20 protein-coding genes and 1 tRNA gene are annotated in these 23,786 nt (G+C 64.7%); 9 read left to right on the top strand and 12 right to left on the bottom strand.

Translation table 11 applies throughout. The annotated features are described in order from the left end of the window. The 5 genes from LXM94_RS26160 to LXM94_RS10490 form a co-directional block, all read right to left on the bottom strand. Positions 1–115, bottom strand: a 115-nt coding sequence (locus LXM94_RS26160; protein ID WP_329605601.1) for a TadE/TadG family type IV pilus assembly protein, incomplete at its 3' end; no start/stop codon positions are given. A 232-nt stretch (positions 116–347) separates the two neighbouring features. Then, on the bottom strand, positions 348–1,235 hold the full coding sequence (locus LXM94_RS10505) for a transglutaminase family protein (RefSeq protein ID WP_235771197.1): 888 nt from the start codon (positions 1,233–1,235) through the stop codon (positions 348–350). A 10-nt stretch (positions 1,236–1,245) separates the two neighbouring features. Next, complete coding sequence (locus LXM94_RS10500; RefSeq protein WP_235771196.1) at positions 1,246–3,660, bottom strand: circularly permuted type 2 ATP-grasp protein; 2,415 nt, start codon at positions 3,658–3,660, stop codon at positions 1,246–1,248. Between the two features lie 4 nt (positions 3,661–3,664). Continuing rightward, entirely contained in the window at positions 3,665–6,982 is a 3,318-nt protein-coding gene (locus LXM94_RS10495; protein WP_235771195.1) for a transglutaminase family protein, read from the bottom strand. Positions 6,983–7,107: 125 nt separating this feature from the next. Next, the gene (locus tag LXM94_RS10490; RefSeq protein WP_235771194.1) at positions 7,108–8,139 is read right to left on the bottom strand and encodes an aldo/keto reductase; all 1,032 of its coding nucleotides are present in this window, start codon (positions 8,137–8,139) and stop codon (positions 7,108–7,110) included. Positions 8,140–8,252: 113 nt separating this feature from the next. Here LXM94_RS10490 and LXM94_RS10485 point away from each other — a divergent pair, with 113 nt between their 5' ends. Continuing rightward, positions 8,253–9,158, top strand: coding sequence for a LysR substrate-binding domain-containing protein (locus LXM94_RS10485; protein WP_235771193.1), 906 nt, complete (start codon positions 8,253–8,255; stop codon positions 9,156–9,158). A 4-nt stretch (positions 9,159–9,162) separates the two neighbouring features. On the opposite strand, the gene LXM94_RS10480 is transcribed toward LXM94_RS10485, so the two are convergent. From LXM94_RS10480 to LXM94_RS10470, 3 genes are all read right to left on the bottom strand, one after another. Further along, on the bottom strand, positions 9,163–9,924 hold the full coding sequence (locus LXM94_RS10480) for a VOC family protein (RefSeq protein ID WP_235771192.1): 762 nt from the start codon (positions 9,922–9,924) through the stop codon (positions 9,163–9,165). Positions 9,925–9,968: 44 nt separating this feature from the next. Further along, positions 9,969–10,703, bottom strand: a complete 735-nt coding sequence (locus LXM94_RS10475) for a DUF899 domain-containing protein (RefSeq protein ID WP_235771190.1) — start codon at positions 10,701–10,703, stop codon at positions 9,969–9,971. Positions 10,704–10,782: 79 nt separating this feature from the next. Next, the gene (locus LXM94_RS10470) at positions 10,783–11,244 is read right to left on the bottom strand and encodes a MarR family winged helix-turn-helix transcriptional regulator (protein WP_235771188.1); all 462 of its coding nucleotides are present in this window, start codon (positions 11,242–11,244) and stop codon (positions 10,783–10,785) included. Positions 11,245–11,328: 84 nt separating this feature from the next. Here LXM94_RS10470 and LXM94_RS10465 point away from each other — a divergent pair, with 84 nt between their 5' ends. Further along, on the top strand, positions 11,329–11,733 hold the full coding sequence (locus LXM94_RS10465; protein ID WP_235771187.1) for a GFA family protein: 405 nt from the start codon (positions 11,329–11,331) through the stop codon (positions 11,731–11,733). A 151-nt stretch (positions 11,734–11,884) separates the two neighbouring features. Continuing rightward, complete coding sequence (locus LXM94_RS10460) at positions 11,885–12,322, top strand: VOC family protein (protein ID WP_235771186.1); 438 nt, start codon at positions 11,885–11,887, stop codon at positions 12,320–12,322. Positions 12,323–12,491: 169 nt separating this feature from the next. Here the strand turns inward: LXM94_RS10460 and ilvD are convergent, their stop codons facing one another. Further along, positions 12,492–14,327: a dihydroxy-acid dehydratase gene (ilvD, locus tag LXM94_RS10455; RefSeq protein WP_235771185.1), complete on the bottom strand. Its 1,836-nt coding sequence runs from the start codon at positions 14,325–14,327 to the stop codon at positions 12,492–12,494. Here ilvD and LXM94_RS10450 point away from each other — a divergent pair. The 3 genes from LXM94_RS10450 to LXM94_RS10440 are packed head-to-tail and all read left to right on the top strand — an operon-like array spanning position 14,326 to position 15,925. Further along, positions 14,326–14,490, top strand: coding sequence for a hypothetical protein (locus LXM94_RS10450; protein ID WP_235771184.1), 165 nt, complete (start codon positions 14,326–14,328; stop codon positions 14,488–14,490). The genes ilvD and LXM94_RS10450 overlap by 2 nt on opposite strands. Positions 14,491–14,550: 60 nt before the next feature. Further along, complete coding sequence (locus tag LXM94_RS10445; RefSeq protein ID WP_235771183.1) at positions 14,551–15,564, top strand: GntR family transcriptional regulator; 1,014 nt, start codon at positions 14,551–14,553, stop codon at positions 15,562–15,564. Positions 15,565–15,574: 10 nt separating this feature from the next. Next, on the top strand, positions 15,575–15,925 hold the full coding sequence (locus LXM94_RS10440; protein ID WP_235771182.1) for a VOC family protein: 351 nt from the start codon (positions 15,575–15,577) through the stop codon (positions 15,923–15,925). Positions 15,926–15,957: 32 nt separating this feature from the next. Here the strand turns inward: LXM94_RS10440 and LXM94_RS10435 are convergent, their stop codons facing one another. After that, a complete protein-coding gene (locus LXM94_RS10435; RefSeq protein ID WP_235771181.1) occupies positions 15,958–16,149 on the bottom strand; it encodes a hypothetical protein in 192 nt (63 codons plus the stop codon). A gap of 91 nt (positions 16,150–16,240) precedes the next feature. Continuing rightward, positions 16,241–17,773 (bottom strand): UxaA family hydrolase, encoded by a 1,533-nt coding sequence (locus tag LXM94_RS10430; RefSeq protein WP_235771179.1) that lies wholly within the window; start codon positions 17,771–17,773, stop codon positions 16,241–16,243. A gap of 207 nt (positions 17,774–17,980) precedes the next feature. Here LXM94_RS10430 and LXM94_RS10425 point away from each other — a divergent pair, with 207 nt between their 5' ends. Beyond that, positions 17,981–19,246: an alpha/beta hydrolase gene (locus LXM94_RS10425; protein ID WP_408015617.1), complete on the top strand. Its 1,266-nt coding sequence runs from the start codon at positions 17,981–17,983 to the stop codon at positions 19,244–19,246. A gap of 99 nt (positions 19,247–19,345) precedes the next feature. On the opposite strand, the gene LXM94_RS10420 is transcribed toward LXM94_RS10425, so the two are convergent. Then, positions 19,346–19,420 (bottom strand) — tRNA-Val (locus LXM94_RS10420). 198 nt (positions 19,421–19,618) lie between these two features. Between LXM94_RS10420 and LXM94_RS10415 the strand changes: the two genes are divergently transcribed. Beyond that, a complete protein-coding gene (locus LXM94_RS10415; protein WP_235771177.1) occupies positions 19,619–20,071 on the top strand; it encodes an Lrp/AsnC family transcriptional regulator in 453 nt (150 codons plus the stop codon). 213 nt (positions 20,072–20,284) lie between these two features. Continuing rightward, positions 20,285–23,755 (top strand): indolepyruvate ferredoxin oxidoreductase family protein, encoded by a 3,471-nt coding sequence (locus LXM94_RS10410; protein ID WP_235771175.1) that lies wholly within the window; start codon positions 20,285–20,287, stop codon positions 23,753–23,755. Positions 23,756–23,786 lie beyond the last annotated feature (31 nt).

The raw sequence follows: 23,786 nt of genomic DNA, 5'->3' as shown, positions 1-23,786 counted from the left end.
GTGCCGCCGAGTCGGCCGCGGCCTGCAGCTTCGACTTTTCCAGAACGACATTCGTCAGGTCGATCGCAAAGCCGCCGGCGCCGAGGATGACGGGCAGCACAAGCGCCGTCATCATCGCGAAATTTCCGCCGCGATCCTTTGCAAACCGCCTTAGCCCGGCATCGCGCCCCATCGTCTGCATCATTGATTTGCCCACCCATCATCATAATGTTGGGTGCACGATAGCTGGCATCTGTTAGTTTTGGGTTCAACGCAGTGGTATAATTTTCGTAAAATTCTATCTGCAGTCGAAAACCGGGTGTTCGCGGGCGCTTGCAGTGTCCCGAAACGGGAAGCAGTCGGCGGCCTCAGGCCGGCACGTGGACCGGTACGACGTCGACCGCCTGATTGGTCTTGTGGTGACCGTAACCCTTGAGAATTCCGATGACGGGAGCGACGTCGGAATAGTCGCGCCCGTATCCGACGATGATATGGTCGGTGCCGGCCGGGATGTTGTTGGTCGGGTCGAGCTCCATCCAGCCGTTGATGCGGCCGCACCAGAGGCGGACCCACGCATGCATGGCGTCGGCGCCTTCGAGCCGCTCCTTGCCGGGCGGCGGAATGGTCCTCAGGAAACCGCTGACATAGCCTGCCGGTATGCCGAGGCTGCGCAGCGCCACGATCATGACATGGGTGAAGTCCTGGCACACACCGCGCTTCAGTTTGAACGCCTCGCGCGGCGTCGTGTCCACGGTCGTGGCTTCAGTATCGTAAACGAAGTCCTTGTGAATGCGCTCGCAGATCGACGTCGCCGCCTGGCGCACCGTCATGTCGGGCTTGACGATATCGCGCGCATAGGCGGCGATGTCGGTGCAATCCGACAGGCGCGGGCTGTGGCCGATAAAGTGATGCGGCGAGCCGGCGTCGAGCGACCAGTAGCCGGCGATTTCCGAGGCCAGGGCATTGATCCGGGGGGAGAAGTCGGCCGTCGTATCCGGAGACTCCACATGGACGCGGGCCTGCATGCGGATGTTCAGTTCCTCATGCGCCATGCGGAACAGGATGGAGGTGGCCGGATTCTCGAAAAAGTCCCTGTAGGTCTTGCGCTCGCCCGGCAGCGGCGACACGGTGAGGTTGCCGGCCACCAGCCGCTGCCGTCCGCCGATCGAAAGCGGCAGAACGCGCACGAGGTGCCGTCCGCCCGACACGACCGCGTCGTAGGTGTAGGTGATTTGCAGGTTGACGTCGTAAAGCATGGCGCGCCTGCTATCCGAGATAGGTCTGAGCGAGAATGTCGGACAGGCGCTCCAACTCGGCTTCGAAGCGCTTGTAGGCTGCATTGGTCATGCCATCCGGCGTCATCACCGCGAGGCCTGCATGCAGGCGCATCGCCTCCCGGTAGAAGGACGACATCTGGCCGTTGACGAAGGCGTTCGGCAGTTGTTCGACCTCGTTCTTGATCTCATTCAGCTGGTAGAGCACCGAACGCGGGTTCAGGGGGTCCAAAGCAAGCAGGTCGGTGACCGTCAGCCGGGCGGTCGCCACATTGTAGCGGCGGCGATGGGTCATGACGCTGTCGCCGATTTCGAGCAGCATGTCGAGCGCGCCATCGGGGGCGTCCTCGCCCGACAGATGCCCGAGAAGGCGGGTCATGTGCAGCCCGCGCTCCAGGTAGCGGCCGATCGACAGGAAGCGCCAGCCGGTGAAGCGGTACATGTTTTCGTGCACGAGACCGGCAAAGCCCGCGAGCTTGCGCAGGAGGACGGTCATCGCCCGCGTGGCGTCGTCGCCGGACTGGATGCTGTCGTGGAAGCGCTTGGCGGTCTTGGAAAGGTCGTTCAACGCCAGCCAGCCGTCCGGCGAGAAGCGATCGCGGATGTTGCTTGCGCTGAAGACGGCGCTGTCGATGCTGCGGATCAGGCTCGTCGGAACGGCTTCGGCCGTATCGATGTCCAGCGCTTCCAGATATTCGCTCACATCCTTCAGCAGCGGCTGGTTCGGGTCGGCATATTCGGCGTAGCGGCCGTGCCAGGCACGCAGGATGCGTAACGCTCCTTCCGCCCGCTCGATATAGCGGCCGAGCCAGAAGAGATTGTCGGCGGCACGGCTCGGCAGGCTGCCCGGCATGTTGCGGGTGAAGCTCTCTTCCGCCGGCAGCAGGCTGTGGCGCTCGACCGCCTTGCGGCTGACGATCCAGACGTCGGCGGCCGTGCCCCCCTCCTGCATGGCGATCGCCGAAACATTGTCGCCGGCGCCGATCCGGGCGAAGCCGCCGGGCATGATCTGCCAGCCGTCGCGGGTGCGGGCGGCGAAGACGCGCAGGCTCATCGGTCGTGGCACGAGCTTGCCGTCGATGAAGGCCGGCGTGGTCGAGAGGGTAACGGCTTCCTGCCCGACCAGCTTGGCGCCGTCGGCGGCGAGCCAGTCGGCGATGGAGATCTTCGCATTCTCGCGCAGAGACGAGCCCAGGACCGACTGGCCGTTGTCGTCGAAGAAGGGGCGGGTGGAGTAGGCCGGCCCGATGATCATGCGCTCGATGTTGCGGGCGACATGCTCGCGCTCGCTCTTCTGCCCGCACCACCAGGTCGCGATGCTCGGCACCATCTGGTCCTCGCCGAGGAAATGGCGACAGATGGCCGGCATGAAGGCAAGCAGGGCGCGGGTTTCCAGGATGCCGGATCCGAGCGCGTTGATGATGGTGACGGAGCCTTCGCGCAGTGTCTCGACGAGGCCCGGCGTGCCGATGTGGGAGTTCTGGTTCAGCTCCAGCGGATCGGCGAAGCTGGAGTCGAGCCGGCGCCACAGCACGCCGACGGGCTTCAGGCCGGCGACGGTGCGCACCATGACCTTGCCGTTGACGATCGTCAGGTCCTCGCCTTCGAGCAGCATGAAGCCGAGATAGCGGGCAATGTAGGCGTGTTCGAAATAGGTCTCGTTCGCCAGCCCTGGCGTCAGGACGGCGATGCGGTCCTCCGGGTGCTGCTTGTTGGCCTGCAGCGTGTCGCGGAAGGCGCCGAAAAAGCCCGCCAGGCGGTGCACGTGCGTCTCGGCATAGATGTCGGAGAAGGCGCGGGTCGTGGCGACGCGGTTTTCCAATGCGAAACCGGCGCCGGACGGCGCTTCGGTGCGGTCGGAGAGCACCCACCAGCTTCCGTCGGGTCCGCGTCCCACTTCGAAGGAACAGAAGTGGAGGAAGTGGCCGCCTGCCGGCTCCAGACCCACGAGCGGACGCAGGAATTCGGCGTTCGACGCGACGAGCGCCGGCGGCACGATGCCTTCCGCTACAAGCCGGTTCTTGCCGTAGATGTCGGCGACGATCATCTCGAGGAGATTGGCACGCTGCACGAGGCCCCGCGACAGCGCCGCCCACTCTTCCTCGTCAATGAGCACGGGCACGTGCGACAGCGGCCAGGCTCGCTCTCCGGCCGTCTCCCTGCCACCATAGGCGCGGTAGAAGACGCCGGCGTCCCGCAGGTAGCGGTCGGCGCGCGCGAAGCGGTTCGCGAGTTCCTCCGCACCCATGCGACCGAGCGCAGCCAGAAGATGCTGCCAGACGGAGCGCACGCGCCCGTCGGTCGCCACCATCTCGTCGGCAATGCCGGGAAGCGGCCGATAGGCGAGCGATGCGCCTTTCGCGCGCGCCCCTTCCGTCGATGCCGCTTCGGCTGCCTTCGTCGTCAATGCCTTACACTCCTGCGGGCCGTCTCAGGTCAAGCGTCATGGGGAAGTCGGAGGATTGCGTCTCCCGCCATGCCGTATACGTCCCTGCCGTATGCCCCCATGGCTCGAAGCGTGCAAGACGGCGCGCCTCGGCCTCGTTGCCGTTCACAGGGAAGGTGTCATAGTTTCGTCCACCCGGATGGGCAACGTGGTAAATGCACCCCCCGATCGCCCGCCGTGACCATGTATCATAAATGTCAAATGTAAGCGGCGTATTGACGGGAAGCACCGGGTGCAGGCCGGAGGCGGGCTGCCAGGCCTTGTAGCGCACGCCAGCGACTGCGACGCCCTTGATGTCCGTGCGGTGCAGCGGTACGGGCCGATTGTTGCAGGTCACCGTGTAGCGTTCGGGATTGGCTGTCTCCAGCTTCACCTGCAGTCTTTCCACCGACGAATCGACGTAGCGGACCGTCCCGCCGATCGCGCCCTGCTCACCCATCACGTGCCAGGGTTCGAGCGCCTGCCGGAGCTCCAGCTTCGATCCCTCGTATTCCACCTCGCCGCAGAAGGGGAAGCGGAACTCGAGCTGGGCCGCGAACCATTCCGGACGGAAATCGAAGCCGTGCGTGCGCAGGTCCGCCAGAACGTCGAGAAAATCCTGCCAGACGAAATGCGGCAGCATGAAACGGTCGTGCAGCGTCGTGCCCCAGCGGACGAACGAACCGTCCTCCGGGCTGAGCCAGAAACGGGCGATGAGGGCGCGGATCAGGAGCTGTTGCGCCAGACTCATGCGCGCATTCGGCGGCATCTCGAAGCCGCGGAACTCGACGAGGCCGAGCCGGCCGGTCGGCCCGTCCGGCGAGAACAGCTTGTCGATGCAGATCTCCGAGCGATGGGTGTTGCCGGTGACGTCGACGAGCAGGTTGCGGAAGAGCCGGTCGACCATCCAGGGCAGCGGCGGCGCGCCGCGACCGGGCGCCGGCACCTGCGACAGCGCGATCTCCAGTTCGTAGAGCGAATCGTGCCGCGCCTCGTCGAAGCGGGGCGCCTGGCTGGTCGGACCGATAAAGAGGCCCGAGAACATATAGGAGAGCGACGGATGGCGTTGCCAATGCAGCACCAGGCTCTTCAGCAGATCGGGCCGGCGCAGGAAGGGGCTGTCGTTCGGGCTCCTGCCGCCGACGACCACATGGTTTCCGCCACCGGTACCGGTGTGGCGCCCGTCGATCATGAACTTGTCGGCGCCGAGGCGGCATTGCCGTGCTTCTTCATAGACGGCGGAGGTGATGTCGACGCAATCCTGCCAGTTGGAAGCCGGATGGATATTCACCTCGATGACGCCCGGATCGGGTGCGACGCGGATGACGTTGATCCGTTCGTCGTGGGGGGGCACATAGCCCTCGATATGCACGGGAAGGCCAAGGGCCTCGGCTGCGGCTTCGGCTGCCGCGATCAGTTCGAGATAGTCCTCGACCCGCTCGACCGGCGGCATGAACACGCTGAGGCGCCCGTCGCGGGCCTCGACGCTCATCGCCGTGCGCACCGTGCCGACGATTTCGCTCCGCACCTGTTCGACCCTGTCCTGCCCGCCTTCTGTCGCCTGGAACGACGCCTCGGCGAGCGGCCGTGCGGCGGGCTTGAAATCGGGCAGCGGCGGCTTGTCCTCGGATGGATCGGCCTGATTGATATAGGGGTAGCTGGACGGCGACAGATAGGGAAGGGATCCAAGCGGCAACCGGTAGCCGACGGGGCTGTCGCCGGGCACGAGAAAGAGTTTGCCGCGGCGGGTCCGCCATTTTTCACTGACCCAGCGCCTGCCCGTCGCCTTCGCATTCCAGGCCTGGACGGGCAGGACATAGCCGCTTGGCCTGGTCAGGCCGCGCTCGAAAACGCGTGCGATGCGGCTGCGCTCCTCCGGGTCCTCCAGCTTGGAGTTCGACGGGTCGACGTTTTCCGGCAGGCTGCTCTCCTTGATGATCCATTCGGCCGGATCCTCATAGGCGGCCTGCACCATGTCCGGCTCGATTCCGAGCTGTTCGGCGACACCGGCAAGCACGGCCAGCGCATCCTTTTCGTCGACGCCGGTCTCCTTGCCCTCGGGAGCGATCAGCTCCGCGTTCTTCCAGATCGGCTTTCCGTCTCGCCGCCAGTACAGCGAGAAGGTCCAGCGCGGCAGGCTTTCGCCCGGATACCATTTGCCCTGCCCGTAGTGCAGGAAGCCGCCGGGTGCGAAACGGTCGCGCAGACGGCGGATCAGCAGGTCTGCCTTCTCCCGCTTTGTCGGCCCGACGGCGTCGGTATTCCATTCGCCGGATTCGAAATCGTCGATCGACACGAACGTCGGCTCGCCGCCCATGGTGAGCCGAACGTCGTTCTGCACAAGCACGCGGTCGACGTCCTCGCCGAGTGTATTCAGCGCATCCCAGGACGCGTCGGAGAAGGGTTTGGTAATGCGCGGATGTTCGGCGACGCGCCTCACCTGCATGTCGAAGGCAAATTCGGTATTCGCTTCGCCGAAATAGCCGCCGGAAATCGGCGCGGCATTGCGGTAGTGCGGCGTGGCGGCGAGCGGGATATGGCTTTCACCGGTCAGCAGGCCGGATGTGGGGTCGAGGCCGACCCATCCGGCGCCCGGAAGATAGACTTCGCACCAGGCATGCAGGTCCGTGAAATCGACCTCCGTGCCGGAAGGGCCGTCGAGTGCCTTCAGGTCCGGGGTCAGCTGGATCAGGTAGCCTGAGACGAAGCGGGCGGCGAGGCCGAGATTGCGCAGGATCTGTACCAGGAGCCAGCTCGAATCGCGGCACGAGCCCTTTGCTGCGGTCAGCGTTTCCTCGGGCGTCTGGACGCCGGGCTCCATGCGGATGACGTAACCGACCTTTTCCTGCAGGCGGGCGTTCAGGCCGACGACCATGTCGACGGTGCGCTGGCGCGAGCGGTCGACCGTCGCCATGAAGGCTTCCAGCGCCGGTCCCATCGGTTCGGGCGCGCGGTAGATCTTGAGATCGTCGCGGAGATCTTCCGGGTATTCGAACGGCCAGTTTTCGGACTCTTCCTCGACGAAGAAGTCGAAGGGATTGTAGACCGTCATGTCGGCGACGAGATCGACTTCGATCTTCAGCTCGGTCACCGGATCAGGAAAGACGTAACGGGCGAGATAGTTGCCGTAGGGATCCTGCTGCAGGTTCACGAAGTGGTTCGCCGGCGAGACCTTCAGCGAATGGCTGATGACCTTGGTCTTCGAGTGGGCAGCAGGCTTCAGCCGGATGATCTGCGGTCCAAGACGGACGGGGTTGTCATATGTGTAGTGGGTCAGGTGGTAGATACTGGCCTTGATCGACATGCGTGATTTTTATCCCCTCGGTGACGGTCTGTGCCGCCATCGGGGGGAGTTTGTGCAATGCGAAGGCGGATTGCAAGCGGCAATGGCCGCGTGTCCTACGTCTTTCTACGCAGGGCGCGCGGTCATCAGAGAGGCGGGTTGAGGCGCGCGAAGCCCTCCTGCCGGTAATAGGGAAAATAGGGATAGGGCGCGGTAACGGCGCTTGCCGCGGAAAGCCGCCCGATCTGTTCGGATGAAAGCGTCCAGCCGACGGCACCCAGGTTCTGGCGGAGCTGCGCCTCGTTCCGGGCGCCGATGATGACGCTCGAAACGGTCGGGCGGGTCAGCAGCCAGGCAATCGCCACCTGCGGCACGGTCTTTCCCGTCTCTTCGGCGACGGTCTCCAGCGCGTCAACGATGTCGTAGAGTCGCGCCTCGTCGACCGGCGGGCCGTAGTCGGCGGTCGCATGCAACCGACTTCCGGCCGGCAACGGTACGCCGCGCCGGATTTGGCCCGTGAGCCGGCCCCAGCCGAGCGGACTCCAGACGAGCGCGCCGACGCCCTGGTCCTGCCCGAGCGGCATCAGTTCCCATTCGTAGTCACGGCCGGTGAGCGAATAATAGACCTGGTGGGCGACGTAGCGCGGGTATCCATGCCGGTCGGCGGTGGCGAGCGACTTCATCAGGTGCCAGCCCGAAAAGTTCGACACGCCGACATAGCGCAGCTTGCCGGCACCAACGAGCGTGTCGAGCGTCGAGAGGATCTCCTCGACGGGCGCCGATGCGTCGAAGGCATGGAGCTGCAGCAGGTCGATATAGTCGGTACCGAGCCGGCGAAGGGCGGCTTCCACGGCGGCGATGATCCGGGGCCGCGACGTGCCGGCGTCATTGGGACCGTCGCCGGTCGGCAGCCCCATCTTCGTCGAGATCAGCGCCTCGGTGCGGCGCCCCTTGAGTGCCGCCCCCAACACCGTCTCCGACGCCCCGTTCGAATAGACGTCGGCGGTGTCGAAGAGATTGACGCCGGCCTCGAGGCAGATATCGACCAGCCGGCGCGCTTCCGCCTCCTGTGTGTTTCCCCAGGCACTGAAAAGCGGGCCTTCGCCGCCGAAGGTGCCTGTCCCGAAGCTCAGGGCCGAAACCTTGAGGCCTGATGCACCCAGTCGTCTGTAATCCATATGTCCGTCTCCTGTCGTAACCGGCGCCTGCGCACCGCGCGATCGGAAGATGGACATGATCTCACCCTGCAACTAGAATGGCGAAACGAACATCATTTGTGAGATGAATTCATATGTCGCGACTCTCCGTCAACCGGTCGGGCGAGATGGAGGTCTTCGTCACGGCCGTCGAGGCCGGCGGTTTTTCGGCGGCGGCGCGGATCTTCGCCATGTCGCCTTCCGCCGTAAGCAAGCTCGTCTCGCGCCTTGAAGCCCGCCTCGGCGCACGGCTCGTCAACCGCACCACCCGCCGTCTGCAACTGACGCCGGAAGGATGCGTATTTTTCGAGAGCAGCGTGCGGATCCTCGATTCGCTGGCGGAGGCCGAAGTCGCAGCCTCCGCTGCCGATCGGCCCAGCGGTCGGGTCCGGCTCAATGTCAGCGCGTCCTATGCGACCCATGTGCTTGCGCCGGTGCTGCCCGATTTCCTGCTGCGCTATCCCGAGATTGCGATCGACATCGTCCAGACAGACGCGGTCGTTGACCTGCTCGAGGACCGGACCGACATCGCTGTGCGTGCCGGTCCGTTGAAGAGTTCGAGCCTCGTCGCGCGCACGCTCGGCGAGACGCGTATGGTCATCGTGGGTTCGCCCGCCTACCTCGCGCGTGCGGGCAGGCCGAGGATCCCCGCCGACCTCGACGCTCACATCCGCATCGGCCCGGGATACCGGCGCGCGACCGAAGGCTGGCCGCTGGCGGAGGCGGGTGAAACGGTCGTGCTGCCGCCGGGGCGTCGCGTCCAGGCGAGTGACGGCGAGGCGATCCGTACCCTCGCGCTGTGCGGGGTCGGGCTCGCCCGGCTGCCGATTTTCACGGTTGGGAGAGATATCGAGGCGGGTCTCCTGTCGCCGGTGCTCGAAGACTTCAGCGGCACGGAACGGGAAACGTTCCATGCCGTCTTCGTCGACCAGGGGAGGGTGATGCCGGCGCGGATCCGTGTCGTGCTGGATTTTCTGGCGGAGCATGGACGGGTGGATTGAGCGATCAGCGTTTCGGCGCGACGATCGAGAAGAATGCGCCCTGCGGATCGATGCCGTTGGCCGCCCATGCGCCGCCGGGCACTTCCATCGGGCCGAAGACGATCTGGCCGCCGCCCGCCTTGACCCGCTCGATCGCGGCATCCATTGCGTCTACATTGGCGTAGTAGGTCCAGTAGGGCGGGGCCGGCACGTCTTTCGGCTTGGTCATCATGCCGCCGATCGCGGCCGCGCCGCCGTCGAGCTTGAAGAGCTGGTAGGTGCCCATCTCGCCCATGTCCATCGCTTGGTCCTTCACCCAGCCGAAAAGGGCGGAGTAGAAGGCCCATGCCCCGTCAAGGTCGCCGGCCATCAGCTCGTGCCAGCCGATATTACCCTCGTCCATCTGACCGAGACTCGGCGGCGGGTCGCCGTCGCCGCGGAAGATCAGGATGACCGCGCCATCGGGGTCGGCGAGCGCGGCGAAACGCCCGATGCCGGGGATGTCCTGCGGCGCGGCGACGATCTTTCCGCCGAGGGCAACGGCCTTGTCGGCCGTCGCATCCACGTTCTCGACAAGCACATGGCCGAGCCAGGCGGGCGGCATGCCCCCCTCGACCGTCGACAGGCCGGCAACGTTCACACCGTTTCTCGATAGCAGCGTGTATTTCGGACCCGGCATTCCCGCGTCTGCCGCATCCCAGCCGACGACCGACGTGTAAAAGGCTTCGGCTGCGTCCATGTCCGTCGTCATCATTTCGTACCAGATGAATTCACCGGCGCTTGCCATGGGACGCTCTCCTCAGTTGGGGTGGAATCGGTCTTTGCTGCCGCTCAGGCGCAACAGGAGGCGGGCTTGGCCGCGGCTTCATACTCGTCCTTGCGCTTCACGAAGCTCAGCGTGCCGGTCTCGTTGCGGCCCTTCGGCGCGCGGTCGAGGATCATCAGCGTGCCGAGCACCTCCTCGCCGCCGCGGGCATAGTCGGAATAGGTGTGATAGACGGTGCCGCTCTCGTCCTTGAAGAAGGCGCTCAAGCCCGGGAGTTCGTCATGTGCGTCGGCCGCGTCCGTCTCACGGAAATTGTACATGACCTTGCCGCTGGCCAGCTCTTCCTTGGTGAAGGAGACATGGTAATCGAAATTGAAGTCGCTGCCGAAGGAAGAATACCAGGGAAACGTCCAGCCCATGCGATTCCGGTAGGCCTCGATTTTGTCGAGCGGCGCGCGGGAAACGCAGACCATGGTGACGTCGTGGTTGTTCAGATGCGGCAGCATGCCGTCGATGTGATCGGCGAGGAAAGAGCAGCCGGGGCAGCCGGCCTCCCATTCGGGCCCGAACATGAAGTGATAGATGACGAGCTGGCTGCGGCCGTCGAAGATCTCCGTCAGCGTCTTGCGGCCTGCCGGCGTGTCGAATGCATAGGTCTTGTCGACCTCGACACAGGGAAGAGAAAGCCGCTCGGCGCGCACCTTGTCGCGCAGCTTCGTCTCCTCCTTCTCCATGGCAAGAAGGCTCTTGCGGGCCTCCAGCCACTCTTCGCGGGATACGATCCGGTGGTTCGGTCTCATGCTCGGAACTCCTCTTTCACGGACATTCGACAAATGCGTTGGTATCAACATTTATGGTCTGTGTCAAAGCACCGGAGCGTCACGTTTCCGGCACGGATTGTTTCTCAACGGCCTGTAACGCCGCGATGACGGTTTTGGTTGCCTCCTCCAATTCCTTGCCGCCGAGGGTGGCGCCGAGCGCATTGGCCCAGACCGCCTGCCGCTCCTTGATACGGTCGAGTGCCGCCTTGCCGGCGTTCGTCAGGACCATCAGTTTCGCCCGCTGGTGCACAGGATTTCTGCGGTAGGCGATCAGGCCGTCCTTCGCGAGCAGATCGGCGACGCGCTGCACGCCCTGCCGCGTCATGCCCAGCGTCCGGCCGGCATCGGCAACCGACATCGGTGCGTGGTCGGCGGCGGCAAGCACCTGCCAGCGGGCGCTCGTCTGGCCCGCGGGTTTGGCCAGTGCGTCGCCGGCATTCTGCAAATGTCCGGCAAGGCGCAGGACGGAAATGGCGAAGGTGGCGAAAGCATCGCCGGGGGGGGTACGATCGGGGTTCATATTGACAATATGCTGTCATTCTGAGAGAGTGATTTGACAACATATTGTCATTTTGACTTGACCGGTGCAAGCGAGGAGAGCATCATGTTGAAAACCTACAAGGGAAGCTGCCACTGCGGGAAAATCCGCTATGAGGCGGATGTCGATCTCTCCGAAGGTACGGGCAGGTGCAATTGTTCGATCTGCACCAAGAAGCGCTACTGGGGCGCGCAGATCAAGCCGGATGCGTTCCGTCTGCAATGCGACGAGGCAGATCTTGCGGATTACCAGTTCGGCACGATGAGCGGGCACCACCGCTTCTGCAAGACCTGCGGAATCGCCCCCTTCGGGCATGGTTATATCGAGGCGATCGGCGGCGCCTACGTCTCGATCAACGTCGCCTGCCTCGATGATGTCGAGCCGCGCGAACTGGCGGAGCTACCGATCCAGTATTTCGACGGGCGAAACAATGCCTGGTGGAACACACCGGCCGAAACGCGTTATCTCTGAGAGACCGTTTGAAAACGGGATGGCGGTTTGAGGCGATCCATGTTCACGCTTCTGATGTGGGCCGCCGCGAGTTGGGTCCGGACGGCCGCCGGCGTTGGGGACACCTGAAGCGTACGTTGCTGGGCCAGGCGGCACCTTGGAGATTGGAAACATGGCGCTCAAGCGGATGGACAATGTAGGAATCGTCGTCGAAGACCTCGAATCGACGATCGATTTCTTTCGCGAACTCGGTCTCGAGCTCGAAGGGCGGGCCGCCATCGAAGGAGAATGGGCCGGACGTGTCACCGGACTGGGCGATCAGCATGTCGAGATTGCCATGATGCGCACACCGGACGGCCACAGCCGGCTCGAGCTCTCCCGCTTCCTCATGCCGCCTGTCGTCGCAGATCACCGGAACGCCCCGGTCAACGCGCTCGGCTACCTGCGCGTCATGTTCACCGTGGACGACATCGATGAGACGCTTGAAAGGCTCCGCACGCGCGGCGCGCAGCTCGTAGGCGACGTTGTGGAATATAAGGACGTGTATCGGCTCTGCTACATCCGTGGGCCTGAAGGGCTCCTCATCGGACTCGCTCAAGAACTCAGCTGAGCGCAATACGAAGACAAATGGCGACGAGCGACGTCAGCGAGCGCATCCGAGGCCGACCCGCCTGTGCAGGGTCCATCCGCTTCTGCTCCGACGTATCAGCCACCGGCGTTCTCAAACGGACGCTGGGACGGAACCGGGCGCGGAAGAAAATCCCGCGCCCGGCAAAAGCTTACTCCGGCAGAATGCGCACGGCGCCCTTGTCGGCGCTGGCGGCGAAGGCGGCATAGGCCTTCAGCGCCGTCGTGACGTTGCGCTTGCGGGGTGTCGCCGGCTTCCAGCCAAGCCTGTCCTGCTCGGCGCGGCGGGCCGTGAGTTCGTCTTCGGCGACAGCGAGGTTGATCGTGCGGTTCGGGATGTCGATCTCGATGAGGTCGCCGTTCCTGACGAGCCCGATCGCGCCGCCCTGGGCGGCTTCCGGCGAAGCGTGGCCGATCGACAGGCCGGACGTGCCGCCGGAGAAACGGCCGTCGGTGATCAGCGCGCAGGCCTTGCCGAGGCCTTTCGACTTCAGGTAGCTCGTCGGATAGAGCATTTCCTGCATGCCGGGGCCGCCCTTCGGGCCTTCGTAGCGGATGACGACGACGTCGCCGGCCTTCACCTCGTTGCCGAGGATGCCCTTCACCGCCGCATCCTGGCTTTCGAAGACGACGGCCGGACCGGAAAATTTCAGGATCGATTCATCGACACCCGCCGTCTTCACGATGCAACCGTCGAGCGCGATGTTTCCCGAGAGAACGGCTAGGCCGCCGTCCTTCGAGAAGGGATGCTCGACGGAGCGGATGACGCCCTTTTCGCCATCGGTGTCGAGCTCGGTCCAGCGGGCTTCCTGGCTGAAGGCGACCTGCGTCGGGATGCCGCCGGGTGCCGCGCGGAAGAAGGTGCGCACGGTCTCGCTGCCGGTCCGGGTGATGTCCCAGCGGTCGATCGCGTCGCCGAGCGTTTCGGCATGCACCGTCGGCGTGTCGCGGTGGATGAGGCCGCCGCGGTCCAGTTCGCCGAGGATGCGCATGATGCCGCCGGCGCGGTGCACGTCTTCCATGTGCACGTCCTGCTTGGCCGGTGCGACCTTGGAGAGGCAGGGCACCTTGCGCGACAGCTGGTCGATGTCTTTGAGGTCGAAGTTGATGCCGCCTTCGTAGGCGGCCGCGAGGATATGCAGCACCGTGTTGGTCGAGCCGCCCATGGCGATGTCGAGCGACATCGCGTTTTCGAAGGCCTTCCTGTTGGCGACATTGCGCGGCAGGACACTCTCGTCCTCCTGCTCGTAATAGCGGCGTGCGATATCGACGATCAGGTGGCCGGCCTCGACGAACAGGCGGCGGCGGTCGGCATGTGTCGCGAGCGTCGAGCCGTTGCCGGGCAGCGAGAGGCCGAGCGCTTCCGTCAGACAGTTCATCGAATTGGCGGTGAACATGCCGGAGCAGGAACCGCAGGTCGGGCAGGCGGAACGCTCGATGACCTTGACGTCCTCGTCGGAAACCTTGTCGTCAGCGGCCGCGACCATCGCGTCGACGAGGTCGAGCGCGTGCGTCTTGCCATGCAGCACGACCTTGCCGGCCTCCATCGGCCCGCCGGAGACGAAGACGGACGGGATGTTGAGGCGCATGGCTGCATTCAGCATGCCGGGCGTGATCTTGTCGCAGTTCGAGATGCAGACCATGGCGTCGGCGCAATGCGCGTTGACCATGTACTCGACCGAGTCGGCGATGATCTCGCGCGACGGCAGCGAATAGAGCATGCCGTCATGGCCCATGGCGATGCCGTCGTCGACGGCGATCGTGTTGAACTCTTTGGCGACGCCGCCGGCAGCCTCGATCTCGCGGGCAACAAGCTGGCCGAGGTCCTTCAGGTGCACATGGCCGGGCACGAACTGCGTAAAGGAGTTCACGACCGCGATAATCGGCTTGCCGAAATCCGAATCCTTCATGCCGGTTGCGCGCCAGAGGCCGCGGGCACCGGCCATGTTGCGGCCGTGAGTGGTGGTTCGGGAGCGATATGCGGGCATGATGACGTCCTTGGTATCGATTCTGCCCGGCAACCGTCCGCTGCGAGCGCTGCCGGGCGCCAGACAGGGTTCCCTAGCGCAAATCGACGGCCGCGTCACGAAAGGAATGGCTGTTTTTTGCGCGATATTGCGCAATTTCGTTGCAAAAGCCGACGCGGCGTGACCGTTGTCGGCAGAATGCAATTGTGAGATGGTCCGCGCCGGGTCCGGCGCGGGAGGTGGGATGGATACGAAGGTCGAGAGCACCGGCACACCGGTCGACAAGAGTCCCCTTTACGTCCGCATCCGCGATGTGCTGGCCGAATCGATCGCGTCGGGCCGGTTGCCTCGGGGCGCGATCCTGCTGGAGGGCCCGGTCGCAAACGTGTTTCTATCGACCCGTACGCCAGTCCGTCAGGCATTCGTCCTTCTCGAGGAAACGGGCCTGATCCGCCGCTTCGAAGGTCGCGGCTTTCTCGTCGGCCAAGGGCGTAACGCGCCGAAGAGGATCGCGCTGACGCCGCGCATGCTGGGGTTCGCGGAGGAGGTGCCGGGCCTTCGCAAGGCGCCGGGCTGGGAGGCGATTTATGACGGACTCGAGCGGGAGATCGTCCACCTTTCCGTTTTCGGCAGATACCGCCTCAACGAAGTCGAACTCGCCAGAGCCCATGGCGTTGGACGGCAGGTCGCACGCGACGCCCTCCTGCGGCTGGAGGCGCTCGGCATCGTCGAGAAGGACGAGCGCATGCGCTGGATGCTGGTGCCGCTCGATGAGAAGCGCATGCACGATCTCTGCGACATCCGCGTTGCACTCGAGCCGTTGGCACTGATCCAGGCCGCGCCCCTGATACCGTCCGCCGAACGACGGGACATGATTCGCCGCCTGGAACAAGCGCTGGCCGTTTACCCGGATCTTTCGGTCGAGGCGATGGACGGCCTTGAAACCGACCTGCACATCACCTGCCTCGGCCATTGCCCGAACCGGGAACTGCTGATCGCGCTCCGCCGCGCGCGCTTCATGCTGAACGTCAGCAAACACATCATCGGCGTCTCGCACCGCATGCCCGCCGACGAGCCGTTCATCGCCGAGCATCTTGCGGTTTTTCGCGCGCTCGACGTGGAGGACAGCGACCGGGCGGCGAAGGCGCTGCGCCATCACATCGCCGTTTCCTTGCCCAAGGTCATCGCCCGTGTCTCGGACCTGCGCGAAGCGCACCGGCCGGACATGCCGGCCTATGCGACGCCGCTTGCGCGCTGAGGAGGTTTTGATGAAGGTCAAACGCATCGCCGCGAATATCGAGACGGCCGATCCGTCCGCCGTCTCGGGCTTCTACAAGGACATACTCGGGCTGGACCTGCTGATGGACCACGGCTGGATCGCCACCTATGGCACCCGCGGCACCATGCCCTTGCAGGTCAGTTTCGCCTCGGAAGGCGGTGCGGGCACGCCGGTGCCGCGACTGTCGATTGAGGTGGATGATCTGGAAGCCGTTTACGCCGCCGTCGTGAAGGGCGGTTATCCCGTGGAGTATGGACCGGTGGATGAGCCCTGGGGCGTGCGGCGTTTTTTCGTGCGCGATCCCGCGGGCACGCTCGTCAATATCGTCATGCACGCGTGAGGGCAGGGGCAGGCAATGCCCGCCATTGTTCGTCAGCGGCTGAGGCAGCGGCCCGTCTTCGTCGTCTCCCTGTCGCCGTCGCCATAGGCGATGCCGATCTTCTCGACGATCCCCGGGAACCAGTAGCCGGCACCCCGGTAGTTTCCGGGCACCCGGGCACCCACCGTCTGGGCATGCGCGATTGCGCTACCGCAGGAGAACAGGCCCGCGGCAATCACCAGCATCCGCCGTAGCGTGCAAAATTTCGGGAGAGGATTTTTCTTCACACGGTGGCGTCAGGATGGATCAAATTTGCTTCCTTGCCGACGGTCGCCGTCAAGTAATCGCGCCGACCTGCCACGGCACGAACTCGTTGTCGCCGTAGTCGTAGGCTTCGCTTGCCGTCTTCCTGCCCGATGCCGTCTCTATGACGAAGTCGAAGATGCGGCGGCCGGCCTGTTCGATCGTCTCGGTACCATCGACGATGGTGCCGCAGTTGATGTCCATATCGTCCCTGATATGTTCGTACATCGGCGTGTTGGTGGCGATCTTGATGCAGGGAGCCGGCTTGTAGCCGGAGACCGAGCCGCGGCCGGTGGTGAAGGCGACGAGATTGCAGCCTCCGGCGATCTGGCCGGTGACGGCCGCCGGATCGTAGCCGGGCGTGTCCATAAAGACGAAACCCGGTTCCGTCACCTCCTCGGCATATTCATAAACCGCGTTGAGCGGCATCGAGCCGCCCTTGGCGACGGCGCCGAGCGACTTTTCCAGAATGGTTGTGAGCCCGCCGGCCTTGTTGCCGTGCGAGGGATTGTTGTTGAGTTCGGCGTCGTTCTTCGCCGTATAGTCCCGCCACCACTCGATGCGGGACAGAAGCTTCTGTGCGACCTCGGGACGCGCCGCGCGGCGGGTCAGGAGATGTTCGGCGCCGTAGATCTCGGGCGTTTCGGCGAGAACCGTCGTCGCGCCCTCCTTCACCAGCAGGTCGGAGGCGACGCCGAGCGCGGGGTTGGCGGAAATGCCGGAATAGCCGTCCGAGCCGCCGCATTCGAGCGCCAGCTTGATGCCGGAGAGCGGCTGCGGCGTGCGGCGGATGCGGCCGACGTCCGGCAGCATGTCATCGATCATCGCACAGGCTGCTTCGATGGTCTTTTTCGTCCCGCCCTGTTCCTGGATCATCATCTTGCGGAAGGTCCTGCCCTCCTCGAGGCCGGCTTCCTCGATCAGCGGGCCGTACTGGAAGGTCTCGCAGCCAAGCCCGATCATCAGGATGCCGCCGAAATTGGGATTCCGCGCATAGCCCTTGAAGGTGCGCGTCAGGATGCGCCCGCCCTCCGACTTCATGTTGATCGCGCAGCCGCCGCCATAGGTGAGCGCCACCACGCCGTCGATGTTGTCGTGGCCGGCCTCGCGGAATTTGCGGGCATAGTGTTCGGCCACGTAGCGCGAAACGGTGGCGGAACAGTTCACCGTCGAGAGCACGCCGATATAGTTGCGCGTGCCGATGCGGCCATTGCCGCGGTCGTAGCCGTCAAAGGTGCGCCGCTCGGCCTCCGGAACCATCACAGGCTGGGCGTTGTCGACGCAGAATTCGTGCTGCAGGGCAACGTCGACGATCGCCAGATTCTGCAGGTGCACATGCTCGCCGGGACGAACCGCCTTCGTCGCATAGCCAATGATCTGGCCGTATTTCAGCACCGGCGCACCCTCGGCAATCGGCACGATTGCCACCTTGTGGCCACGCGGAATGCGCTCGGCCGCAACCACCCCGTTCACCAGCGCCCGCCCGGCATCCGCGTTGGCCGGTACGACACCGACATTGTCCCTGGGATTGAGGACGAGAACGGCTGGGATTTCGGCAAGCATCATATTCCTCCCGGGCAGGCTCCGATCCGCGAATTATGCACACTGCCGGCAAAAGTCAAATTGCGGGATGGCACACACCTTTGCTTGTTGCGCGTCTGCCGCAGGCCCGGCGCAGATCCGTGCCGCGCCCCGGTATCGTTCGATCTTCATTTGCCTCCGTGGCTCTTTGGACTTACAGAGATTTGTCGAGTGACCGGCCCGGAGAGCGACATGGCATGCTGGCGGAGAAACGATGCTGCACGGTCCGGGGTCGCAGGTTGCCTGCGGGTCGCGTTCGTCGTCATGATCACGCTGGCGGTAAGCGCCTGCGGCGGCCGGCCGAAGGGCGTCATGGCTCCGGTTGCCTATGCAGAAGCCGACACGGCCGGCAGCGTCGTCGAGATGCTCGTCGCGACCAGCCGGGCGCCCTCGGGCGATCCGGCAACGCTTTTCTCGGGCGAACGAAGTGCCGTTCCCTATCTCACCGGTGTCGCGGTCTCCATTCCTTCCGACGAGCACCGGACGCCCGGCACGGTGCAGTGGCCGAAGAAGCTGCCTGCCAATCCGGAAACCGAGTTCGCCGTCGTCCGGGTTGACGAACTGCCGTCGCCGGGCGGCGGGCGTGTCTGGTTCGAACGCCACAGACATGACGGCCATGTCATGATCTTCGTTCATGGCTTCAACAATCGCTACGAGGACGCAGTCTTCCGGTTTGCGCAGATCGTGCACGACTCCGGTGCGAATGTGGCGCCGATCCTGTTCACCTGGCCGTCCCGCGCCAAGCTGTTCGACTACAACTATGACAAGGAAAGCACGAACTATTCTCGCACCATGCTGGAGACCGCGCTGCGCACGGTTGCGAAGGAGGAGGATGTCACCACCGTGACCGTGCTGGCCCATTCGATGGGAACGTGGCTCACCATGGAGGCGCTTCGGCAGATGGCGATCCGCGACGGCCACGTGGCGTCGAAGATCAAGAATGTCATTCTTGCCTCGCCGGACATCGATGTCGACGTTTTCGCGCGGCAGTTCACCGAACTGGGCGCCGAACGGCCGAACTTCACGATCTTCGTCTCGCAGGACGACAAGGCGCTGGCCCTGTCGCGTTTCATTTCCGGCGACGTCCAGCGGCTCGGAGCCATCAATCCTGCGGACGAACCCTATCGGACGCAACTCGAGCGCGCCGGCATCACGGTCGTGGACCTGACGACGGTGAAGACCGAAGACGGCCTCAATCACGGCAAGTTTGCCGAAAGTCCCGAGATTGTTCAGCTGATCGGCAAACGGCTGGTGACGGGCCAGACGCTGACCGATTCGGATGTCTCGCTCGGGGAGGGGATCACGGCGGTCGTCGCCGGGACGGCGGGCGGCATCGGCAAGGTCGCCGCCACGACGGTCACCGCGCCGATCGACATCGTCACGAACCCCCAGACGACCCGGACGTCGAAGACGCCGAGCGACCTGGACGCGATTCTGCTGAGCGACCCGCGGCAGTGACGCTGCGAGGCGGTCGCGTACCGGCATCGAGATTCGCCAGGCGCGCCGGAGAAAACAAGAAGGCCTCCCGATCGCTCGGAAGGCCTTCAGAAACTCGAATGGTGGGCGTGACAAGGATCGAACTTGTGACCCCTACGATGTCAACGTAGTGCTCTCCCGCTGAGCTACACGCCCATCCGATGGGGGCGCATAGACCAAAATTCCCGTGCGGCGTCAATAGGCTTCGTGAAGCTTTTTTGTCGTTTGCCCGCTGCATTCGCGCGGGCGCCGATGACGGCGGCGGCGCATCGTCGGCGATTGCCGAAAGCCGCCCGGCCCGCCATAGTCGCGGCCGGGGGCTTCGGCCCGGCCGCGCGAGGAGGACGCACGACCATGGACGAGACAAGCCGCAGGATCCTGAGGCTCCTGCAGAAGGAGCCGGAGCTGACGGTTGCCGAGATCGGCCAGCGCGTGGGGCTCAGCCATACGCCCTGCTGGCGTCGGATCAAGGAGATGGAGAAGCTCGGTATCATCCGTGATCGCGTCATCCGGATCGATCCGAAGATGGTGGGCTACGACGTCTCCGTCTTCTGTTTCGTGCGGCTGAAGCAGCATGATGAGGAGACGCTGCTCGAGTTCGAACGGGCGGTGCGCGCCATGCCCGAGGTCGTGCAGTGCTACTCGATGACCGGCGAGCACGACTATGTGCTGCGCGTTCTGACGAGCAGTGTCAGGCAATACGAGGAGATCCTGAAGAAGGCGCTGCTGAAGCTTCCGGGCGTCGGCTTCGTGAATTCGAGCTTTGCTCTCGACGAACTCAAGAACACGCTGGAAGTGCCTGTCTGACGACCGGTTGCTGGTGTTGCGATGCAACATGAATTCGCACGCAGCGGCCAATCGGAGGATGACATCCCGCGGAATACCCCTGATTGCGGATGGCATCCCGAAATCGTGAATTTCCCCCGGCAAAATAGGGACGCGCGTCTCCTTATCCCGGCGTAGAATCCTAAATAGGGAGGATGGCCGTCGTGGAGGAGGGCCATCGAGAAGGAGGATGGAATGCTCAAGCAGACCTTTTCTCTCGAGGAAAAATACACGGCAGAGGAGGGGCGGGTCTTCCTCTCCGGTATCCAGGCCCTGGTGCGCCTGCCGATCGTCCAGATGCGGCGCGACCATGCAGCGGGCCTCAACACGGCCGCCTTCGTCTCCGGTTATCGCGGCTCGCCGCTCGGCGGCTACGACCAGCAGCTCGCCAAGGCGGGCAGGCATCTGGCGGCGCATGGCATCGAGTTCCGGCCCGGCGTCAACGAGGATCTGGCGGCAACCGCCATTTGGGGTACCCAGCAGCTTCATCTCTCGCCGGGCGCGCGCAAGGACGGTGTCGTCGGCTACTGGTACGGCAAGGGGCCGGGTGTCGACCGCTCCGGCGACGTCTTCAAGCATGCCAACGCCGCCGGCACGGCCAAACACGGCGGCGTGCTCTGTTTTGCCGGCGACGACCATTCCTGCAAGTCATCGTCGATCCCGCACCAGTCCGACCATGCCTTCATGTCGGCGATCATCCCGGTGCTCTATCCGTCCTCCATCCAGGAACTCGTCGAATACGGCCTGCTCGGCATCGCCATGTCGCGCTATTCCGGCTGCTGGGTCGCGATGAAGGTGATCTCCGACACGATCGAGACGACGGCGACGGTGGGCCTTGCAGGGGAAAAGCGGCAGTTTCACATCCCGACCGATTTCGAGCTGCCGCCGGGCGGGCTGAATCTCCGCTGGCCGGATCCGCCGCTGGTGCAGGACGAGCGGCTGCAGACCTACAAGGGCTATGCCGCCATCGCCTTTGCCCGCGCCAACCGGGTGAACGAGGTGACGCATGACTCACCGAAGGCGCGCTTCGGCATCATCGCCTCGGGCAAGGCCTATGAGGACGTGCTGGAAGCCTTGCGGGAACTCCAGATCGGGCCGGCCGAAATGGCCGAGATCGGCATGCGCGTCTACAAGGTGCGCATGCCCTGGCCGCTGGAGCCCGAAGGCGTGCGCCAGTTCGCGTCAGGGCTGGAGGAAGTGCTCGTCGTCGAGGAGCGACGCGAGGTCATCGAGCACCAGATCAAGCAGCAGCTCTTCAACTGGCATCCGGGCGAGCGGCCGCGCATCGTCGGCAAGTTCGACCATCAGGATCACCATTTCCTGCCGCTGTCGGAAGGGCTCACCGTCGGCATGGTGGCGCGGGCGATTGCGGCGCGGCTGCTGCAGTTCGAGTTCGATGCCGGCCTGAAGCGGCTGATTGCCGACGAACTCGACTATCTGCTCGGCCGCGAGAAGCTGCGCAAGGGCCATGTCGCGCCCGTCGCCCGCGTGCCCTATTACTGTTCCGGCTGTCCGCACAACACGTCGACGAAGGTACCGGAGGGGAGCCGGGCACTCGCCGGCATCGGCTGTCACTTCATGGTCCAGTGGATGGACCGCAACACCGAGACCTTCACCCATATGGGGGCGGAAGGCGTCACCTGGACGGGTATCGCGCCCTTCACCGACGAGAAGCACGTCTTCGTCAATCTCGGCGACGGCACCTATTTCCATTCCGGCATCCTTGCCGTCCGGCAGGCGGTCGCGGCGAAGGTCAACATTACCTACAAGCTGCTCTACAATGATGCGGTCGCCATGACCGGCGGGCAGGCCGTCGACGGACCGCTCAGCCCGGAGCTGGTGGTGCGCCAGCTCCACGACGAGGGTGTGGCGCCGATCTACCTCCTGTCGGATACGCCGGACGTCTATCCGCCCGCCAGCCTTGCGCCCGGCACGAAGGTGCTGCATCGCGACGAGCTCGACACGGTGATGCGGGAACTGCGCGAGACGCCCGGCTGCTCGGCCATCGTCTATGTGCAGACCTGCGCCGCCGAGAAGCGCCGGCGCCGCAGCCGGGGGCTGCTGGAGGATCCGCCGAAACGCGTGATGATCAATCCGGCGGTCTGCGAGGGCTGCGGCGACTGTTCCGTCCAGTCGAACTGCGTCTCGGTCGAGCCGCTCGACACGGAGATGGGCCGCAAGCGCAAGATCAACCAGTCGACCTGCAACAAGGATTTCTCTTGCCTCAAGGGCTTCTGTCCCTCCTTCGTGACGGTCGAGGGCGGCAGGCTGCGCAAGCGCTCGGCTGGCCGGCCGGACATTTCCGGTGTGCCGGAGCCGAAAGTCGTCGCGATCGGCGACCGCTCCTACAATATCGCGATCGCCGGCATCGGCGGCACGGGCATCCTGACGGTCAGCGCCATCCTCGGCATGGCGGCCCATCTCGACGGCAAGGCGCCGATGATCCTCGACATGGCGGGCCTCGCCCAGAAGGGCGGTGCGGTGATGAGCCACCTGCGCATCGGCCTGCACGAGCAGGACGTCTCCTCGCCGCGCATCGTCACCGGCGGCGCCGATCTGCTGATCGCGGCCGACGACGTGGTCGGTGCCTCGAAGGATGCCGTCACGCTCTGTGACAGCCGGCGGGCGACGGGTGTCGTCAACACCCGGCTGACGCCGGTGGCCGATTTCGTGCGCAACCGCGATTTCGACTTCAGGCGCGGCGACGTCGAGGCGACGGTGCGCAAGGTGCTGCGCGAGCCGTCGCATTTCCGCGATTTCACGGCGATCGCCGAAACGGTCTGCGGCAATGCCATCGCCACCAACCTGATGATGGCGGGCTACGCCTGGCAGAAGGGCCTGATTCCGCTGACGCGCCAGTCGATCGAACAGGCGATCGGGCTCAACGGCGTCGCCGTCGAGGCGAGCCAGGCGGCCTTCGACTGGGGCCGGCTGCTGGCACACGCGCCGGAGACGGTCGAGGCGCTGATGGGCAACCGCGAGCAGGCGCCGACGCTGGAAACGATGGCGACGGACGACCTGATCGCCCACCGCATGCGACACCTGACGGCCTACCAGGACGCGGCCCTTGCCGGACGGTACAAGGCGCTGGTGGATCGCGTCGCCGAGGCGAGCCGTCGCGTTGGCGCCGGCGACCGGCTGGTGCGCACCGTCGCGCATGTGCATGCCCGGCTGCTTGCCTACAAGGACGAATACGAGGTGGCGCGGCTTTATGTCGATCCGGCCTTCCGCGCCGGCCTCGAGGCGCAGTTCCAGGGCGATTACCGCATTTCGTTCAACCTCGCGCCGCCCTTCCTCAAGCGCGGCGTCGACGCCAGCGGCCGGCCGAAGAAGCGGCAGTTCGGTCGCTGGATGCTGACTGTCTTCCGGATGCTTGCGGCGATGAAGGCTTTGCGGGGCACGGTGTTCGATGTCTTCGGGCGGACGGCCGAGCGGCGCATGGAGCGGCAGTTGATCGCTGACTACGAGGCACTGGTCGAGCGGGTTCTTGCCGGGCTGCGACCGGAGAATGTCGAAGCGGCGGATGCTCTGCTCTCGAGCTATGGTGACATCCGCGGCTTCGGCCCGGTGAAGGAGGCCGCGGCCGTGAAGGTGAAGGCGAGGGAACCGGAGCTTCTGGCAGCCTTCGAGACGGCAGGAACGGTGAAGGAAACGGCCGTCGCGTGACCGGCGGAGGAATGGAGGGGACGATGTATGC

The sequence above is a fragment of the Rhizobium alarense genome, from assembly GCF_021555155.1.
Classification (GTDB): Bacteria; Pseudomonadota; Alphaproteobacteria; order Rhizobiales; family Rhizobiaceae; genus Rhizobium_D; species Rhizobium_D alarense.
This window is presented reverse-complemented; position numbering and strand designations above follow the sequence as displayed.

Excerpts from the sequence above, each read along its gene's own strand:
- LXM94_RS10460 (WP_235771186.1), top strand. The coding sequence starts at position 11,885 with ATGGCGCTCAAGCGGATGGACAATGTAGGAATCGTCGTCGAAGACCTC.
- LXM94_RS10425 (WP_408015617.1), top strand. The coding sequence starts at position 17,981 with ATGGCATGCTGGCGGAGAAACGATGCTGCACGGTCCGGGGTCGCAGGT.
- LXM94_RS10465 (WP_235771187.1), top strand. The coding sequence starts at position 11,329 with ATGTTGAAAACCTACAAGGGAAGCTGCCACTGCGGGAAAATCCGCTAT.
- LXM94_RS10490 (WP_235771194.1), bottom strand. The coding sequence starts at position 8,139 with ATGGATTACAGACGACTGGGTGCATCAGGCCTCAAGGTTTCGGCCCTG.
- LXM94_RS10505 (WP_235771197.1), bottom strand. The coding sequence starts at position 1,235 with ATGCTTTACGACGTCAACCTGCAAATCACCTACACCTACGACGCGGTC.
- LXM94_RS10450 (WP_235771184.1), top strand. The coding sequence starts at position 14,326 with ATGATGACGTCCTTGGTATCGATTCTGCCCGGCAACCGTCCGCTGCGA.
- LXM94_RS10435 (WP_235771181.1), bottom strand. The coding sequence starts at position 16,149 with ATGCTGGTGATTGCCGCGGGCCTGTTCTCCTGCGGTAGCGCAATCGCG.
- LXM94_RS10430 (WP_235771179.1), bottom strand. The coding sequence starts at position 17,773 with ATGATGCTTGCCGAAATCCCAGCCGTTCTCGTCCTCAATCCCAGGGAC.
- LXM94_RS10485 (WP_235771193.1), top strand. The coding sequence starts at position 8,253 with ATGTCGCGACTCTCCGTCAACCGGTCGGGCGAGATGGAGGTCTTCGTC.
- LXM94_RS10470 (WP_235771188.1), bottom strand. The coding sequence starts at position 11,244 with ATGAACCCCGATCGTACCCCCCCCGGCGATGCTTTCGCCACCTTCGCC.
- ilvD (WP_235771185.1), bottom strand. The coding sequence starts at position 14,327 with ATGCCCGCATATCGCTCCCGAACCACCACTCACGGCCGCAACATGGCC.
- LXM94_RS10495 (WP_235771195.1), bottom strand. The coding sequence starts at position 6,982 with ATGTCGATCAAGGCCAGTATCTACCACCTGACCCACTACACATATGAC.
- LXM94_RS10415 (WP_235771177.1), top strand. The coding sequence starts at position 19,619 with ATGGACGAGACAAGCCGCAGGATCCTGAGGCTCCTGCAGAAGGAGCCG.
- LXM94_RS10440 (WP_235771182.1), top strand. The coding sequence starts at position 15,575 with ATGAAGGTCAAACGCATCGCCGCGAATATCGAGACGGCCGATCCGTCC.
- LXM94_RS10480 (WP_235771192.1), bottom strand. The coding sequence starts at position 9,924 with ATGGCAAGCGCCGGTGAATTCATCTGGTACGAAATGATGACGACGGAC.
- LXM94_RS10410 (WP_235771175.1), top strand. The coding sequence starts at position 20,285 with ATGCTCAAGCAGACCTTTTCTCTCGAGGAAAAATACACGGCAGAGGAG.
- LXM94_RS10475 (WP_235771190.1), bottom strand. The coding sequence starts at position 10,703 with ATGAGACCGAACCACCGGATCGTATCCCGCGAAGAGTGGCTGGAGGCC.
- LXM94_RS10445 (WP_235771183.1), top strand. The coding sequence starts at position 14,551 with ATGGATACGAAGGTCGAGAGCACCGGCACACCGGTCGACAAGAGTCCC.